Annotated in this window: 15 protein-coding genes; 9 read left to right on the forward strand and 6 right to left on the reverse strand. The window is 59.7% G+C overall.

Features of this window, described 5'->3' with window-relative positions; translation table 11 throughout:
• Positions 1-11 precede the first annotated feature (11 nt).
• From NCHU2750_RS20015 to cyoA, 6 genes are all read right to left on the reverse strand, one after another.
• A complete protein-coding gene (locus tag NCHU2750_RS20015; RefSeq protein WP_119942481.1) occupies positions 12-2,735 on the reverse strand; it encodes an ABC transporter transmembrane domain-containing protein in 2,724 nt (907 codons plus the stop codon).
• Positions 2,736-3,014: 279 nt separating this feature from the next.
• Positions 3,015-3,734, reverse strand: a complete 720-nt coding sequence (locus tag NCHU2750_RS20020; protein WP_119942483.1) for an SURF1 family protein — start codon at positions 3,732-3,734, stop codon at positions 3,015-3,017.
• Positions 3,735-3,793: 59 nt separating this feature from the next.
• Positions 3,794-4,195, reverse strand: coding sequence for a cytochrome o ubiquinol oxidase subunit IV (gene cyoD / locus NCHU2750_RS20025; RefSeq protein ID WP_119942485.1), 402 nt, complete (start codon positions 4,193-4,195; stop codon positions 3,794-3,796).
• Positions 4,192-4,812 (reverse strand): cytochrome o ubiquinol oxidase subunit III, encoded by a 621-nt coding sequence (gene cyoC / locus NCHU2750_RS20030; RefSeq protein WP_119942487.1) that lies wholly within the window; start codon positions 4,810-4,812, stop codon positions 4,192-4,194. Before cyoC ends, cyoD begins: the two co-directional genes overlap by 4 nt.
• Before the next feature lie 4 nt (positions 4,813-4,816).
• Positions 4,817-6,814, reverse strand: coding sequence for a cytochrome o ubiquinol oxidase subunit I (cyoB, locus tag NCHU2750_RS20035; RefSeq protein WP_119942490.1), 1,998 nt, complete (start codon positions 6,812-6,814; stop codon positions 4,817-4,819).
• Positions 6,815-6,863: 49 nt separating this feature from the next.
• Entirely contained in the window at positions 6,864-7,991 is a 1,128-nt protein-coding gene (cyoA, locus tag NCHU2750_RS20040) for a ubiquinol oxidase subunit II (RefSeq protein ID WP_119942492.1), read from the reverse strand.
• A 319-nt stretch (positions 7,992-8,310) separates the two neighbouring features.
• On the opposite strand from cyoA, the gene NCHU2750_RS20045 reads away from it, so the two are divergent.
• From NCHU2750_RS20045 to NCHU2750_RS20085, 9 genes are all read left to right on the forward strand, one after another.
• A complete protein-coding gene (locus NCHU2750_RS20045) occupies positions 8,311-9,663 on the forward strand; it encodes an MFS transporter (protein ID WP_119942493.1) in 1,353 nt (450 codons plus the stop codon).
• 382 nt (positions 9,664-10,045) lie between these two features.
• A complete protein-coding gene (locus NCHU2750_RS20050) occupies positions 10,046-10,372 on the forward strand; it encodes a hypothetical protein (protein WP_119942495.1) in 327 nt (108 codons plus the stop codon).
• Positions 10,373-10,485: 113 nt separating this feature from the next.
• A complete protein-coding gene (gene msrA / locus NCHU2750_RS20055; protein WP_119942497.1) occupies positions 10,486-11,145 on the forward strand; it encodes a peptide-methionine (S)-S-oxide reductase MsrA in 660 nt (219 codons plus the stop codon).
• 233 nt (positions 11,146-11,378) lie between these two features.
• Complete coding sequence (locus NCHU2750_RS20060; protein WP_119943596.1) at positions 11,379-12,371, forward strand: BMP family lipoprotein; 993 nt, start codon at positions 11,379-11,381, stop codon at positions 12,369-12,371.
• A gap of 72 nt (positions 12,372-12,443) precedes the next feature.
• Positions 12,444-13,970, forward strand: coding sequence for an ABC transporter ATP-binding protein (locus tag NCHU2750_RS20065; protein ID WP_119942499.1), 1,527 nt, complete (start codon positions 12,444-12,446; stop codon positions 13,968-13,970).
• Positions 13,971-14,070: 100 nt separating this feature from the next.
• Positions 14,071-15,174, forward strand: a complete 1,104-nt coding sequence (locus tag NCHU2750_RS20070; protein WP_119942501.1) for an ABC transporter permease — start codon at positions 14,071-14,073, stop codon at positions 15,172-15,174.
• A 3-nt stretch (positions 15,175-15,177) separates the two neighbouring features.
• Complete coding sequence (locus NCHU2750_RS20075) at positions 15,178-16,149, forward strand: ABC transporter permease (protein WP_119942505.1); 972 nt, start codon at positions 15,178-15,180, stop codon at positions 16,147-16,149.
• Between the two features lie 4 nt (positions 16,150-16,153).
• On the forward strand, positions 16,154-16,546 hold the full coding sequence (locus NCHU2750_RS20080; RefSeq protein WP_119942508.1) for a cytidine deaminase: 393 nt from the start codon (positions 16,154-16,156) through the stop codon (positions 16,544-16,546).
• The gene (locus tag NCHU2750_RS20085) at positions 16,543-17,340 is read left to right on the forward strand and encodes a purine-nucleoside phosphorylase (RefSeq protein ID WP_119942510.1); all 798 of its coding nucleotides are present in this window, start codon (positions 16,543-16,545) and stop codon (positions 17,338-17,340) included. Before NCHU2750_RS20080 ends, NCHU2750_RS20085 begins: the two co-directional genes overlap by 4 nt.
• The last annotated feature ends 10 nt before the right edge of the window (positions 17,341-17,350 follow it).

Raw genomic sequence — 17,350 nt, forward strand, 5'->3', positions numbered from 1 at the left:
CGGATCGATGGCTAAGCCACCAGAGCCTTGAAGGTGCCGCTTTCCTGTTGAAGTGTCTCGTAAGAGCCCTCTTCGAGGATGGCGCCTCCGTCGAACATCACCACTCTGTCAAACAAACGTGACAAGGAGATATTTGACAAGACCCAGATTACAGCTGGATCATTCTCCTGTTGGCGCAGAAATGCAAGCACGTTTTGAACGATTTCCTCCTGCGCATGCTTTTCCAGGCCAGGCAGTGGCTTGTTGAATATATAGTAGTCCGACCGCCTAATTAATGCGCGCGCAAGATTAAGTTTTCGCCTCTGGACGGGCGTCAGGCGGCGGCCGCCGGCCCCGATATCGAACTCCAGTCCTGCCTTGAGCAGCTCGTCGGCGAACCCGAGTTCCCTTGAAACCGCCCCTGCCAGCGCCCTAAGTTCGGTGAGACCCTCCGCGTTGCGATTGCTGAGCTTGCCGAACACGATGTTCTCCCGAAGCGTGGCAACCGAGACATATTTGTCCGGATCGTACCGTTCGACCAGCTCGCGCAGATGTGCCGGCAGCTCGATATAGAACATCTCGCGCGAGCCGACGATCTTCTCCTGCAGTTCTGACGTTAGAATGCCCAGGCGATAGCGTGGTTCCACATATTCGAGCGTCAGCCGGATGAAGGCCTTGTCCGCATCCGAAAGGCGGAAGTTCGCCGGCTTCGGCTCGCTCTTGCGCTGCAGGAGGCTCTGATAGTAGCTGATGTCTTCGGCGGAAAGCGTTGTGACCTGACGGAAAAATGGGTGGTCCGCAGGTAGGCCGCCGAAGATTTCGACGAGGTTCTTCGCCACCGTCTTGCCGATGTCGATGAACGGCTTCTGCAGTCCCACCTTGCTCAGCGCCACGTAGAAATGCTCGCTGGACAGAAGCTCGCTGTCCCGTGTCAGCGGCTCCCGCGTCGCACCGAACAGCAGGTTTTCCGCGATCGACGCGTCACCATTATATTCGTGCGGCTCGAACGGCGTGACAAGCGTCTCCACCCCCAACTCGTTCATCCGTTCCCGCAGCGCATGCCGCATCTCGATCACCCTGGCGGTGAACTCCGGATCGTCGTTGGGATCGATGATCGAGTGAAGCGCAAGCTCGAGCACGTCGTCGCGCATCTGCACCGCGTCGAGCGCTGCGAGCAGGGACTTCTTGACATCGCGCTTGGCGCCGTTGCCAAGTGCGGCATGGCCGTAGTCGACCCAGCCTGCGTTAATGTCGAGATGCGGGTTGCCCGCCTTCTTGGCCTCGCGGATTTCCCACTGCCTCTGGCGGGCTTCCTTGCCGCTATAATCGGGCTTCTGCACCGGCGCATGCTTGAGGCCGTAGAGAAGATTGTCCTTCAGACTGCCATGGAAGAAGTAGCTTTCGGTCGAAACATAGGAAATGTGCCGGCCGGTGACCGATTCCGGCAGCTCCCTGATATCGTTGTCGCCAAGACATATGCGGCCGCTCGATGGCCAGGCGAGCCTGCCGAAGGCCTCTGCCATGGCTTCCGCGCCGCGGCCGAGATGATCCACCATGGCGATCGTTTCGCCATGTTCGACCTTGAGCGTGACATGGTCGACGACCTTTGCGCCGCTGTCGTCGTTGACCGAGACGGCAACCGCCTGGAGTACATCGCCCTTGGCGCGCTCCGACGTTGGGGTGAGCGTGTGGATCTGCGGATCGATGAGATCCTCGACTTCGAAATTCTCGAAGACCTGCTCGTATTTGACCTGCACGTCCTGCCGGGCCTGATCCCAGTCGATCAGCTCCTTCAGCGGACCGGGAAGATCCTTGTAGGCGTTGATCACGGCGACGAGCTGACCGACGTCGAGCGTACCGCGCAGTGTCAGGTATCCGCCGATAAGGTAGAACAGGAAGGGCGTCAGCTGCGACAGGAAATTGTTGAGGAACTTGACCAGAAACTTCCACTGATAGAGGTCGTAGCGGATGCGGAAGATCTCGCCGAGACGATGAGCGACGTCGGCACGTTCGAAATTGGATGTGTCATAGGCATGGATCGTGCCGAGCCCCTCGACCACCTCGTTGACCTTGCCGGCGAGCCTGCGCGCGGTGATCTGTCTCTGCCGGCCGAGCTCGATCAGCCTGCGGCGCATCTTGGGAATGATCACCACCTGGATGGCGACCATGAAGGCCGCCACCATGCCGAGCCAGAAATTCTGCAGGATGATGAAGAACAGCGCCATCAGCGCCTGGCCGCCGAGCAAGGCGGGCTGGACGAAGGCATCGCCCGTGAAGCCGCCGAAAGGCTCGACTTCATCCTTGATCATGCTGGCGATTTCCGCGCCGTTCAGGGTCTTTGCATGGCGTGGCGGAAAGCGAAGGACCCGGTCGACCAACTCGAAGCGTATGCGCCGCAGGAGGCGCTCCCCAAGCCGCCCCTTATAGGTATTGATGTAATATTTGAACGCACCGTTGATGATCACCAGAAGCAGGAAGACGCCGCTGAGCGCCACAAGCGTCTGCATGCGCTCCAACGGGAACCCGTCGAAACTGATGGTCTGGTTGATCAGCGGTATGGTGAAGGAAAAGTCTAAAAAGGCCTGCTTGGCATCCAGATCTTCAAAGCCCTGGCCCTGTATCGGCCCGTTGATGATCTGCTTCGGCAGGTCGAAGGCCAAAAAATAGGGGATCATCGAAGCGGCGACGACCAGCAGAATCCACACCTGTTGCGGCCTGGTATGCGTCCAGATGTAGCGTAGCAGTGTCTTCTGCATATACCTTCACCAAGCCGGCAGCATCGCCACACCAGTGTCGGATAAGCTGCATCCTCCACTGTATAGCGCGCATTCCGGCTTTTAACGAGTGCCCTCGAATCCGCTCCTGCAGTCGAATTGAGAGATAGCCTCCGAGGCAAGGATGCAGAATTTGCACCTATGCGACAAGTTGGCATCTCGTATCAACCGGCACCCGGTTCAAGATCTTTGTGAAATTATTCTGGCAGTGTTGCCGTAAGGCTAGCACCCGATCGAATGCCCTGTCTCAATCGGCCCGTCTCAATCGCCTCGGCGCATGAGACGAGGCAGCGTGATCATGGCAACGAGCGACATGATGGCCAGACTGAACCATGTCAGTATGTAGGCGAGGTGGCTATTGCGGAAATGCACGACCGTCAGGCCGCCGACCGGATAGCCGCCGGGATTGGGCGTGGCATCGGCATCGATGAAATAGGGAACGACATTGGCGAGCCCCTTGTTTTCGCCGATTGCGGCAACGTCGCGGGAATACCAGCTGTTGGTCGCGGGCTTGTTGCTGCGCAGGAAGGCACCACCCGGTTCGCTGAGCCTAAGTAGACCAGTGACGGTGATATTGCCGCCGATCTCGCCCTCGCTACGGGTCGACGGATCGCGATGATCCGGCGGCACGAAGCCGCGATTGATCAGCACGACGGTGCCGTCAGTCTCAGTGAGGGGAGTTATGACCCAGAAGCCGGGCCCGAGTTCGGTCACGGCCTGGACAAGCGTTTCGCGGCTATGGTCGAAATGGCCGCTGACCGTCACATGGCGATATTCCGCATCGGCGGGATTGGTCGACGTCCATTGTGTGGGTGAGGGCGGTGCGCTTGCCTGCGCGTGCACGCGGGCATCGACGCGGGCGATCAGGTCAAGCTTCCAGAACAGGCGTTGGATCTGCCAGATGCCGAGTGCGGTGAACACGATGGTCAAAAACAGAAGAAACGCCCGAAAGCCAAGATATGATTTCACGGGCGTTTCCATTTTTCAAATATCCGAATGCAGGCTGACCCTGCCCGAGGGCAGGGCGATGCGTGCAAGCCTTACGGCATGTTCTTCATCATTTCCGGCGTCATGGGCATCATGTTCGTATTGAGATGATGCATGACCCAGAGTGAGCCAGTCAGCGCGATGACGACCAGAAGCACCGTGAAGATCAGTGCCATGATCGTCCAGCCGCCTTCCGACTTCGTGTTCATGTGCAGGAAGTAGACCATGTGGACGACGATCTGGATCCCGCCGAGGATCATGATCGCGGCGACGGTCGCTGCCTTGCTCGAGAGCACGTCGCCCATGACCAGCCAGAAGGGAATGGCGGTAAGGATGACCGACAGGACAAAGCCTGTCATGTAGCTCTTGAACGTGCCATGGCTGGCTTCGTGGCCATGGCTGTGGCCGTGATGCGCGTCGTGCGCATCCTCATGAGAAGGGGCGTGCGCGCTCATCCGGTTACTCCCATCAGGTATACGAAGGAAAAGACGCCGATCCAGACGACGTCCAGGAAGTGCCAGAACATCGACAGGCACATCAGGCGACGCTTGTTTTCGGCGATCAGCCCCTTCATCGAAACCTGTACCATCAGCGTGATCAGCCAGATGATACCGAAGGTGACGTGCAGGCCGTGCGTGCCGACCAGCGTGAAGAAGGCGGACAGGAAGGCAGAACGCTGCGGACCGGCACCTTCATGGATCAGGTTGACGAACTCGTAGAGTTCCAGACCGATGAAGATCGCGCCGAACACGGCGGTAACAGCCAGCCAGAACAGCGTTTCAGCCTTGCCTCCACGCTCCATCTGCAGCATCGCGAAGCCGTAGGTGATCGACGAGAACAGCAGCATGGCGGTGTTGACGGCCACGATCGGCAGTTCGAACAGATCCGCCGGCGAAGGGCCGGCCGCATAATTGCGACCGACGACAGCATAGGTGGCGAACAGGATCGCGAAGATCAGGCAGTCGCTCATGATGTAGAGCCAGAACCCGAGATTCGTGGAATTCTCCGGGTGATGGTCTTCCGTCAGGTAGAATTGCGGCTTTTCCGCAGGGTCGATTTTAATAGCGCTCATGGTCTCACACCTGCTTTGCAAGCAGTTCGGTACGCTGGTTCTCCACCGCGGTCACTTCTTCGGCCGGGATGTAGAAATCACGCTTGTAGTTGAAGGTATGCCCGATTGCCGTTGCGATCATGACCACGAAGGACAGGGCCGCCAGCCACCAGATATACCAGATCAGGGCAAAGCCGCAGATCAGGGCGAAGAAGCTGAGGATCGCGCCGGCGCCGGTGTTTTTCGGCATATGGATCGGAAGATAACCTTCCAGCGGACGCACATAGCCACGGTTCTTCATGTCATACCAGCTGTCATGGTCGTGGATGACAGGCGTGAACGCGAAGTTGTACTGCGGCGGCGGCGACGAGGTCGACCATTCCAGCGTACGGCCGTTCCACGGATCACCGGTCTCGTCCTTCAGCTGGTCGCGCTTGAGATAGCTGACGACGAGCTGGATGATGAAGGACAGGATACCGAGTGCGATCAGGAAGGCGCCGAAAGCGGCAATGACGAACCAGATCTGCAGCGACGGATCTTCGAACTGGGATACGCGGCGGGTAACGCCCATCAGGCCGAGTACGTAGAGCGGCATGAAGGCGAAGTAGAAGCCGACCAGCCAGAACCAGAAGGACATCTTGCCCCAGAACGGATCGAGCTTGTAGCCGAACGCCTTCGGGTACCAGTAGCTGATGCCCGCCATCATGCCGAACAGCACGCCGCCGATGATGACGTTGTGGAAGTGGGCGATCAGGAAGAGCGAGTTGTGCAGCACGAAGTCGGCCGGCGGAACCGCCAGCATGACGCCGGTCATGCCGCCGATGGTGAAGGTCACCATGAAGCCGATCGTCCACAGCATCGGCAGTTCATAGCGAACGCGTCCGCGATAGATGGTGAACAGCCAGTTGAAGATCTTCGCACCGGTCGGGATCGAAATGATCATCGTGGTGATGCCGAAGAAGGCATTGACCGAGGCGCCGGAGCCCATCGTGAAGAAGTGGTGCAGCCAGACGAGGTAGGAGAGAACCATGATCACGCAGGTCGCGTAAACCATCGAGGCATAGCCGAACAGGCGCTTGCCGGAGAAGGTCGCAACGACTTCCGAGAAGATGCCGAATGCCGGCAGGATCAGGATGTAGACTTCCGGGTGGCCCCAGATCCAGATCAGGTTGACATACATCATCGGGTTGCCGCCGAGATCGTTGGTGAAGAAGTTCGTACCGACATAGCGGTCGAGCGTCAGCAGAACGAGGCTGGCGGTGAGGATCGGGAAGGATGCGACGATCAGGATGTTGGTGCAGAGCGCGGTCCAGGTGAAGACCGGCATCTTCATGAGGGTCATGCCCGGTGCGCGCATCTTAACGATGGTCGCGATCAGGTTGATACCCGAGAGCGTCGTGCCGACACCGGCGATCTGCAAGCCCCAGATATAATAGTCGACGCCGACACCCGGGCTGGCGGACAGGCCCGACAGCGGCGGATAGGCCAGCCAGCCGGTCCGTGCGAACTCGCCGATGAACAGCGACAGCATGGTGATGATCGCGCCGGCCGTCGTCATCCAGAACGAGAAGTTGTTCAGGAACGGGAAGGACACGTCGCGTGCGCCGATCTGCAGCGGCACGACGAAGTTCATGAAACCGGTAACGAAGGGCATGGCCACGAAGAAGATCATGATCACGCCGTGGGCGGTGAAGACCTGGTCGTAATGGTGCGGCGGAAGATAGCCGGCATTGCCGTTGAAGGCGATTGCCTGCTGGGCACGCATCATGATGGCGTCCGAGAAGCCGCGCAGCAGCATCACGATCGCCAGGATGATGTACATCACGCCGATCTTCTTGTGGTCGATGCTGGTGACCCAGTCCTTCCACAGCGGGCCCCACCACTTCATGTATGTAATGAGACAAAGGAGAGCGAGGCCGCCCAGGGCTACGCCGGCGAAGGTCGCGACGAGGATCGGCTCGTGGTAGGGGATCGATTCCAGCGTCAGCCGGCCAAAGATCATTTTTTGGATATCAGGATCCATGGATGGGTATCCGTCTTTCGTATTTTCTGAAAGCGCTAGAAGCGCCGGCTCAGTTGGTGGATTGCGCTGCAGCGGCGTGCGCGCCACCGTGGTTCATGCCGGGCATGTCCGACATGCCGGAGGTCGTCGCCATGGCTTCGTGCATGGCGGCATCGGTCTTCATGCTGGTTTCGGCCGGCTTGCTCGTCGGCGAACCGAATTCGTCGATCGGGTTGGCGTCCATCTTCAGCTTTTCGAAGTTCTCGTGGCTCTCTTTGCCCGCACCGCCCATCATGTCGATGTGCATCATTTCATCCATGCACATCTTGCCGGGTTCGGCGCACATGTTGAGGATCTTGTGGTAGAGGCCGTCGTCTGCCGAGGCGTAATAGTGCACCGGCTCTTTTTCGCTCGGCTTGGCGAGCTTCAGATAGGCGTCGCGGCTGAGCGCGGTGCCGTTCTGCTTGACCATCGCGACCCACTGGTCGAAGCCCTGCTGGCTCTGGCCGTGGAACTTGAAGCGCATATGCGAGAATCCGGGGCCGGAGAAGTTGGCCGAAATGCCCTCATACTCGCCTTCGTGGTTGATCACCGCATGAAGCTTCGTTTCCATGCCCGGCATCGCGTAGATCTGGCCTGCCAGTGCCGGAATGTAGAAGGAGTTCATCACGGAGGTGGCCGTGATATTGAACGTGATCGGGCGATCGACGGGGGCCGCGATCTCGTTGACCGTTGCGATGCCGTATTCCGGATAGAAGAACAGCCACTTCCAGTCGAGTGCGACGACATCAACCTCGAGAGGCTTGGTGCCTGCCGGGATCTGCCGCTCTGCATCGATCCGGTCGAGCGGCCGGAACGGGTCGAGCTTGTGGGTGCTGATCCAGGTGATCGAACCGAGCGCGATGATGATGGCAAGCGGTGCAGACCAGATGACCACTTCCAGGCGGGTTGAATGATGCCATTCGGGATCATACTTAGCCTTGGTGTTCGACTGTCTGTAGTGCCAGGCGAAATACAGCGAAAGACAAATGACCGGAACGATGATCAGCAGCATCAGGATGGTTGATACGACGATCAGATCGGCCTGCTGCTTGGCGATATCGCCGGACGGCGACATCACCACCAGGTCACAGCCTGACATGAGTGGGAGGATGAGGAGGAGTGAAAGCTGGCAAAGACGCCGGACGATTGGGGACATTGGTCTGCTCAAATTTGCTTTTTATCTAGTTCGCGTATCGGAGCGATGCTCCGATCTCCATGAGGTGTTTTGTCGCAGCGCGACATGTTTTCGCGCCACGGCACACCACCGGCTCCGTTTCGAACGAGGTCGGTCCTGCGGGCGGCAATCTAACGTATAAAGTTGACGGAAGACAGTGCTCGAATGTCCGAGACTGAAGATTGTGGCAAAAAATGTCAAAATTCTTCCATTAGACAAATTTGAAGTTGAAATCTTGATTGACAGCAAGTCCGGCCAACATACTCATTGTTGTGCAATGACGCGAAGGAGGACGTTAGTCATGGCAGAAGCAACAGTTTTGGCGACTCATCCGTCGTCTACGGCGATGGAGCGCGATGCAAGGCAAATTCATGACGACAAGCCCATCTCGGCGGGAAATATCGCCATCGGGGTCGTCATCGGCAGAACATCGGAATTTTTCGACTTTTTCGTCTTCGGGCTCGGCTGCGTGCTCGTATTTCCGCGGCTGGTCTTTTCGTTCGCACCAGACCCGGTAACCGCCACGCTTTATTCGTTCGCGATCTTCTCGCTGGCGTTTCTGGCGAGGCCCGTGGGGTCCTTCGTCTTCATGTGGATCGACCGGACCTATGGACGTGGCACGAAACTCACGACCGCCATGCTCATCCTCGGCGGTTCCACGGCGTCGATCGCCTTTCTGCCGGGCTACGAATCGATTGGCATGTGGTCGGTCGCTCTTCTGGCTCTGTTCCGTCTGGGGCAGGGATTTGCGCTCGGCGGCGCCTGGGATGGTCTCGCCTCGCTTCTGGCGATCAATGCGCCGGCGAACCGTAAGGGCTTCTACGCGATGATCCCGCAATTGGGCGCACCTTTCGGCTTCGCATTGGCCAGCGTCCTTTTCGGTTACTTCGTGGTCAATGTCTCGGACGCCGATTTTCTCGACTGGGGGTGGCGTTATCCGTTCTTCGTCGCGTTTGCGATCAACGTCGTGGCCCTGTTCGCAAGGTTGCGCATCGTTGCCTCGCATGAATTCGGCGCGGCATTGGAAAGCCACGAACTCGAGGCACGGCCGATCGCCGAGATGCTGCGCGTTCATGGTCTCGATGTTGTCATCGGCGCATTCGCGCCGCTTGCAAGCTTTGCCATGTTCCATCTGGTGACGATCTTCCCGCTAAGCTGGGTGACCCTTTTTGGCGGCCAGTCGGCGGGTGCTTTCCTGTTCGTGCAGGTCGTCGGTGCAGCGGTCGGCTTCGTCACCATCGTGCTGTCAGGGCTTCTGGCTGATCGGCTTGGCCGTCAACGGCAGCTCCTGATCGGTGCGGTCATCATCGCGATCTTCAGCTTCACGGCGCCTTTCCTGCTCGATGCCGGCAGTGCAGGGCAGGCGGCTTTCATCATCCTGGGCTTTGCCATCCTGGGTCTGTCCTTCGGGCAGGCATCCGGATCGGTCTCGTCACGCTTCAGTCAAGCCTATCGATACACCGGGTCGGCGCTGACATCCGATCTCGCCTGGCTGATCGGCGCAGGTTTTGCTCCGCTCGTGGCGCTTGGCTTGGCCAGCAATTTCGGCATTATCTTCATCGGTGGCTACCTGATCTCCGGCGCAATCTGTACCATCCTGGCGCTGTTGCTGAGCCGTAAGCTGGATGTCGTCGAGATGCCGGTGCGTCGCTAGCAGGAAGGCCGAAGCGAGAGCCGTGCTCCCGCTCGACGGCTGAACAGATCCACCCCGGCGCACATTATATAATGTTAGCGTCGGGGTGAGCATGTCTCTTCGGTGCCGGTCTAGATGACTCTAAGCGAAGCAGGCGGTAGTGCCTGATAGGGCTCTTTTGGATAAGCCCGGATCTGCAGGATTTCTAACCTCGACTCCGCAAACTTTGTGCGCGTTGCCAAGCGGGCGCTGCCTCGCTATTGTCGCTCAATGAGTTGAAGAAATGCCGCGCAAGACCCTTGGCGGTTTGTGGGCCTCGGCGCTATCGCGGTTCATGAGCCTTTGTGCCTCGATTGTGAGGATGTGTTTTACAGCGGCTTGGTGAGGCAGGGAGCCTGCGGACGTGAGCGGCATTCGAGCGTTTTTTCACCTCCTCAGCTTTCTCAGCCTGGCAGCGGCCATCCTCGTCGGAACGCTTGATTCCATCCAGTCCGTATCGGCTTCCCGCGTTGTCCTGACCAGCCTCGGCAATGCCTGGCTCAATCTCGATCCTGCCAGCCTGACACTGGCAGAACTCTCTGCCAGTGACTATATCAGCGTCGATATATGGAGGCCCCTTGTCGCGCCATTACTCGCCCAGCCGACCTGTGCCGTGTTCCTGGTTCTGGCACTGCTTTTCTGGATGATAGGCTACAAGCGGCAGTCGTTCGCCGGGCGGTTTTCCGCCTGAATGGGAATTGGACCTATATGCCTGCGGCATGTCCGCTGGTGACAGCATGTGCAGCGCAGATCGGACAAGGGATTATCCTAAGGGCAAAAGTGTCGCCGAGTTAGGAGGCTAGCATGTTCCTGAGTGAGATTTTCAACAAGAAGACCGTCATGCCGTCGGCGGAGACTGCTCTTCCGGGCCGCCCGGATGCGATCCCGACATCCGATATCCATTTCGTCAGCGGCCGCCCGCTGATGGCGCCTTATCCGGCTGGCCTGGAGGTCGCCTATTTCGGCATGGGCTGCTTCTGGGGTGCCGAGCGCCTGTTCTGGAAAGTGCCGGGCGTCTATGTGACCGCCGTCGGCTATGCGGGTGGCATTACGCCCAATCCGACCTATCACGAAACGACGACGGGTCTCACCGGCCATGCCGAAATCGTCAAGGTCGTCTTCGACCCGAAGGTCGTCTCCTACCGCCAGTTGCTGAAACTGTTCTTCGAGGAACATGATCCGACGCAGGGCATGCGCCAGGGCAATGATATCGGCACGACTTATCGTTCCGCCATCTATACGACCAGTGACGATCAGGCTGCAGAAGCCCGCGAGGCTTTGGATGCCTTCCAGGCGGCATTGACGCGCGCCGGCCGGGACACGCCGATAACCACCGAACTGGACCCTGTTCCGACCTTCTATTATGCCGAGGACTATCACCAGCAATATCTCGCCAAGAACCCTGCCGGCTATTGCGGCCTCAAGGGAACCGGCGTGTCCTGCCCGGTGGATAAGGTGGCCTGAACCTCGGCCAATATGTCTCATCCGCCGCGGATTTGTGCAGGTCCGCGGGCAAATTCATGCAGGCTGCCAAAGGGATAGGCGTTTTTACCAGTTGAAAAAAATCTGGTGAATTTTTCCGTAGCACATGCAAGAGTAGTTGCAGCCAAGCCTTCTAAGAGGGGGGCAGGTGACCGCTTGATGTCTGAGTGACAGCTTTGCGGGAGGACCTAAACAGTAAAAAACAGGGCTGCATGATGAAGAAAACCCTTTTGAGCCTTCTTGCCGTGGCTGCGATGTCGACGACCGCTCTGGCGGCGGACATCAAGCCGGCGCTGGTCTACGGCACCGGCGGCAAGTTCGACAAATCCTTCAACGAGGCTGCCTATACGGGCGCTGAAGCCTACAAGAAGGAAACCGGCACCGATTACCGCGATTTCGAGCCGACCAGCGACACGCAGGGCGAGCAGGCGATCCGCAACTTTGCCAGCCGCGGCTATAACCCGGTCGTGGCTGTGTCCTTCGCCTGGACCTCGGCCATGGAAAAGGTCGCCGCGGAATTCCCCGATACCAAGTTCGTCATTGTCGACTCCGTCGTTGACCTGCCGAATGTCCGCTCGGTCGTCTACAAGGAAGAGGAAGGCTCCTACCTCACCGGCCTCCTCGCCGGCATGGAATCGAAGACCGGCAAGGTCGGCTTCGTCGGCGGCATGGATATCCCGCTGATCCGCAAGTTCGGCTGCGGTTACGTCCAGGGCGTCAAGGCTGCCAATCCGAAGGCGGAAGTCTTCCAGAACATGATCGGCACTACCGGCGCGGCATGGAACGACCCGGTACGCGGTGGCGAACTCGCCAAGAACCAGATCGATCAGGGCGCCGACGTGATCTACGCGGCAGCCGGCGCTTCCGGCCTCGGCGTGCTGCAGACGGCCGCCGACAACAAGAAGTTCTCGATCGGCGTCGATTCCAACCAGAACTATCTGCATCCGGGTTCGGTTCTGACCTCCATGGTCAAGCGCGTCGATCTGGCCGTCTACAATGCCTACAAGGATACCGCCGCTGACAAGTTCACCGCCGGCGTCCAGGCCAACGGCATCAAGGAAAACGGCGTCATGGCCGCGATCGACGACAACAACAAGGCGCTGATCACCCCGGAAATGATGGCTGCCGTCGACAAGGCCAAGGCGGATATCATTGCCGGTACCGTCAAGGTGCACGACTATATGTCGGACAACGCCTGCCCGATGTAAGCTCTCTGTCGAGGGGGCGCGTGACGGTTTCCGTCATGCGCCCCTTTTTCGTATCAGCATAAGGTCGAGCCTTTGAACCTTCAGTCTTCCGCAAATGCTCCAGCGATCGAGCTTGTCGGCATCGACAAGAAATTCGGTGCCGTCCATGCCAACAAGGACATCAATCTCACCGTCGCGAAGGGCTCCATCCACGGCATTATCGGCGAGAATGGTGCCGGTAAGTCGACGCTGATGTCGATCCTCTACGGCTTCTATCATGCCGATGAGGGCGAGATCCGCATTCAGGGCAAGCCGGTGACGATCCGCGACAGCCAGGCGGCGATTGCGGCCGGTATCGGCATGGTGCACCAGCACTTCATGCTGGTCGAGAATTTCACCGTGCTCGAAAACGTCATGCTCGGCGCGGAAGGCGGGCAGCTCTTGGCCAAGGGCGTTGCCGGCGCGCGCAAGGAACTGAAGCGGCTTGAAACCGACTATGGCCTGGAAGTCGATCCGGATGCAGTGATCGAAGAACTCCCGGTCGGCAGCCAGCAGCGCGTGGAAATCCTCAAGGCGCTCTATCGCGGCGCCGATATCCTCATTCTCGATGAACCGACCGGCGTGCTGACCCCCGCCGAGGCCGATCATCTTTTCCGCATTCTTCAGGTCCTGCGCGATCAGGGAAAGACCATCATCCTCATCACCCACAAGCTGCGCGAGATTATGGCGATCACCGATACGGTGTCGGTCATGCGCCGCGGCGAGATGGTGGCGACCCGCAAGACGGCCGAGACGACGGTCGCCGAACTGGCCGAACTCATGGTCGGCCGCCGCGTCCTGCTGCGCGTCGAAAAAGAGGAGGCCAAGCCCGGCCCGGTCCTGCTGTCGGTGAAAAACCTGACGGTAAAAGACGGCCGCGGCGTGACCATGGTCGACGATGTCTCCTTCGATGTCCGCGCCGGCGAGATCGTCGGCATTGCCGGTGTTGCCGGCAACGGCCAGTCGGAGCTTCTGGAAGCGCTGGCCGGCATCCGCAAGCCGGTGTCGGGAGAGATCCTCATCGAGGGCAAGCCGGTCGAAGCTGCCGATCCGGCGCTGTTGCGAAAGCTCGGCCTTGGCCACATTCCCGAGGACCGGCATCACATGGGCCTCGTCCTCAAGTTCGAGGAATACGAGAATTCCATTCTCGGCTACCACCGCGACCCGCGCTATGGCCGCGGCATGCTTCTCGATCCCGCCGCAATCCGGAAGGATGCCGAGGAGAAGATCGCCAAATACGATATCCGCCCGCCGAATGCGCGGCTGAAGACGGCGAATTTCTCCGGCGGCAACCAGCAGAAGATTGTCGTGGCGCGCGAGATCGAACGCGATCCGAAAATGCTCCTGATCGGCCAGCCGACCCGCGGTGTCGATATCGGCGCGATCGAGTTCATCCACCGTCGCATCATCGAGATGCGCGATCAAGGCAAGGCTGTGCTTCTCGTCTCGGTGGAACTGGATGAAATTCGCTCGCTGTCGGATCGCATCCTCGTCATGTTCGCTGGCAAGGTCGTCGGTGAGAAGCCTGCCGATGCCGACGAACAGTCGCTCGGGCTGATGATGGCCGGGATCGCCGCGTGAGAGTGCCTGCAGAAATGATGGTTTTGGAGTGTCTGATGAAGCAGAGGTGGATGATCACCGGCCGCACGGGAGGCGATGCAGGCCTCACGGGAGGCCGTCAATGAGCACGGCTTCCGTTCCCTTGCCCGCATGGATCAATTACGGCGTCATTCCGCTTCTCAATCTCGTGCTTGCCTTCTTCTTCTCCGGCCTTGTCGTCTGGGCGATCGGCGAAAATCCGTTCGAGGCGCTGAAACTCTTGCTGATCGGCGCGCTCGGCCGTGGCGAGGGCATTGGTTTCACGCTTTTCTACACGACGAGCTTCATCTTCACCGGCCTGTCGGTGGCCGTTGCCGTACATGCCGGCTTGTTCAATATCGGCTCGGAAGGCCAGGCCTATCTCGGCGGCCTCGGCGCCGCTCTCGTGGCACTGGCGCTCGACCATTATGTGCCCTGGTATGTCACCATGCCGTTTGCGGTCATCGGTGCCGCCCTGTTCGGTGCCGCCGCCTCTGCCATCCCGGCCTGGCTGCAGGCCTATCGCGGCAGCCATATCGTCATCACCACGATCATGTTCAATTTCATCATCTCGTCGCTGATGAACTATGTCCTCGTGCATATCCTGATCGTACCCGGCAAGATGGCGCCGGAAAGCCGGACCCTGCTGCCGGGAGGACAGTTGCCGAAACTGAGCTGGCTGATCGAGATGTTCGGCGGCAAGTTGGGTGCCGCCCCGCTCAACGTTTCTTTCCTGATCGCTCTCGTCATGTGTTTTCTGGTCTGGGTGCTGATCTGGCGCACCAGGCTCGGTTACGAGATCCGCACCCTCGGCGTCAGCCCGAGTGCGGCAAGCTATGCCGGCATCCGCTATGGAAGGATCGTCATGATCACCATGCTGATCTCCGGTGGGCTTGCGGGCATGATGGCGCTGAACCCGGTCATGGGCGCCTCCGCCCGCCTGCAGATCGAGTTCGTCGGCGGCGCCGGCTTTGTCGGCATCGCCGTCTCGCTGATGGGCCGCAACCATCCTGTCGGCATCGCGCTTGCGGCGCTTCTCTTCGGCATTCTCTATCAGGGCGGCGCCGAGCTTTCCTTCGACATGCCGGCGATCACCCGCGACATGATCGTCGTCATCCAGGGCATGGTTATCCTGTTTGCCGGCGCGCTCGAATATATGCTTCGCCCGGCCATGGTCAGGCTCTATCAGGCGGCGCGGGGGAGATAGGCCATGGAATATTTCGAAATCTTCGTCAGCATCCTCGGCTCGACCATCCGCCTGTCCATTCCTCTGCTCTTCACCGCATTGGCCGGGCTGTTTTCCGAACGCGCCGGCATTTTTGATATCGGGCTGGAAGGCAAGATGCTGGCTTCGGCCTTCGCCGCTGCCTGCGTCGCCTACTGGACCGGCGACGCCTGGGCCGGGCTCGGCGCCGGCATCCTCATTTCCATTGCCTTCTCGCTGCTGCATGGTTTCGCCTCGATCACCAATCGCGGCAACCAGATTGTCTCCGGCGTGGCGCTCAACTTCGTCGCCGCCGGCGTCACCGTCGTGCTCGGCCAGGCCTGGTTCAACCAGGGCGGCCGCACCGGCCAGGTGCCGCCGGAAGGCCGCTTCGGCGCCATCATCCTGCCCGGCGCCGACATGATGCGCGACGTGCCGTTCATTGGCCCGATCTATGCCAATGTCATTTCCGGCAACAACCTGCTCACCTATCTCGCCTTCCTCATGGTGCCGGCCTCCTGGTGGGTGCTCTACCGCACCCGTTTCGGTCTCCGTTTGCGCGCCGTCGGTGAAAATCCGGGCGCCGTCGATACGGCAGGCATTTCCGTCACCTGGCTGCGTTACCGGGCGCTGATCGTCACCGGCTTCCTCGCCGGTTTCGCCGGCACCTATCTGTCGATCGCCCAGTCCGCCGCCTTCATCAACAACATGTCGGCCGGCAAGGGCTATATCGCGCTCGCTGCGCTGATCTTCGCCAAGTGGAAGCCGGTGCCGGTCATGTTCGCCTGCCTTCTGTTCGGTTTCCTCGATGCCTTCGCCAATTTCATGCAGGGCAAGTCCATGCCGCTGATCGGCGAAGTGCCGGTGCAGATCTTCCAGGCGCTGCCCTATATCCTCACCTGCATCCTGCTCGCAGGCTTTATCGGCGTGGCCCGCCCGCCGAAAGCCGGCGGCGTGCCCTATACAAAGGAGCGCTGAAGACATGTCCCACGAACTGTTCGAGGCAGCCCGCGATGCGATGGGCAAGGCGCATGCGCCTTATTCCAAGTTTCCGGTGGGTGTGGCGCTGAGGGCCGATGACGGCAAAGTCTATCTCGGCGCCAATATCGAGAACCTCTCCTTTCCTCAGGGCTGGTGCGCCGAACCGACGGCGATCGGCGCCATGGTCATGGGCGGGGGCAAGAAGATCGTCGAACTGGCGGTCATCGCTGAAAAGCTTCCGCTCTGCACGCCCTGCGGCGGCTGCCGCCAGAAGATTTCCGAATTCGCCTCCGCCGAAACCCGTATCTATCTCTGCGACGATCTCGGTGTGCAGAAGACCGTCACAATGGCGGAACTGCTTCCCTTCGCCTTCGAGACGGATGTGATCGGATGACCACGGTAACCGACCTGCTCGTCGAACGGCTGGATGGCCTCGTGCCCCGCGTGGCGATCGTGCTCGGCTCGGGGTTGGGCTCGCTGGTGGATGGCATCACCGATCAGGTCCGTATTCCTTACGGAGAGCTCGAAGGGTTTCCGATGAGCGGTGTCACCGGCCATGCGGGCGAACTCGTCGCCGGTTATCTCGGCCGTGAACCGGTGATCATGCTTTCCGGCCGCGCCCATTATTATGAACGTGGCGATGCCCGCGCCATGCGGTTCCCGATCCAGGTTTTGAAGGGGATCGGCGTCCAGTCGCTCATCCTCACCAATTCCGCCGGTTCGGTGCGGCAGGACATGCCGCCGGGCTCCGTCATGCAGATCACCGATCATATCAACTATTCCGGCATGAACCCGTTGATCGGCGAACACGGCGATGGTCGCTTCGTCGGCATGACGACAGCCTATGATGCCGATCTGGCGCTGAAGATGCGCAATGCCGCGATCCGTGCCGGCGTGCCGCTGTTCGAAGGCGTCTATATGTGGTTCTCCGGGCCGAGCTTCGAAACGCCGGCCGAAATCCGCATGGCTCGCACGCTGGGCGCCGATGCCGTCGGTATGTCGACTGTGCCGGAAGTCATTCTCGCCCGCTATTTCGGCCTCAAGGTCGCCGCCGCTTCGGTCATCACCAATTACGGTGCGGGCATGACGGGTGCCGAACTCAGCCATGAGGAAACCAAGGACATGGCGCCTGTCGGCGGTGCGCGGCTCGCCGCCATCCTCAGGCAAATGCTCGCCGGCAACGCCTGACTTATCAAAA

The organism is Neorhizobium sp. NCHU2750 (assembly GCF_003597675.1).
In the GTDB taxonomy this organism is placed as follows: domain Bacteria; phylum Pseudomonadota; class Alphaproteobacteria; order Rhizobiales; family Rhizobiaceae; genus Neorhizobium.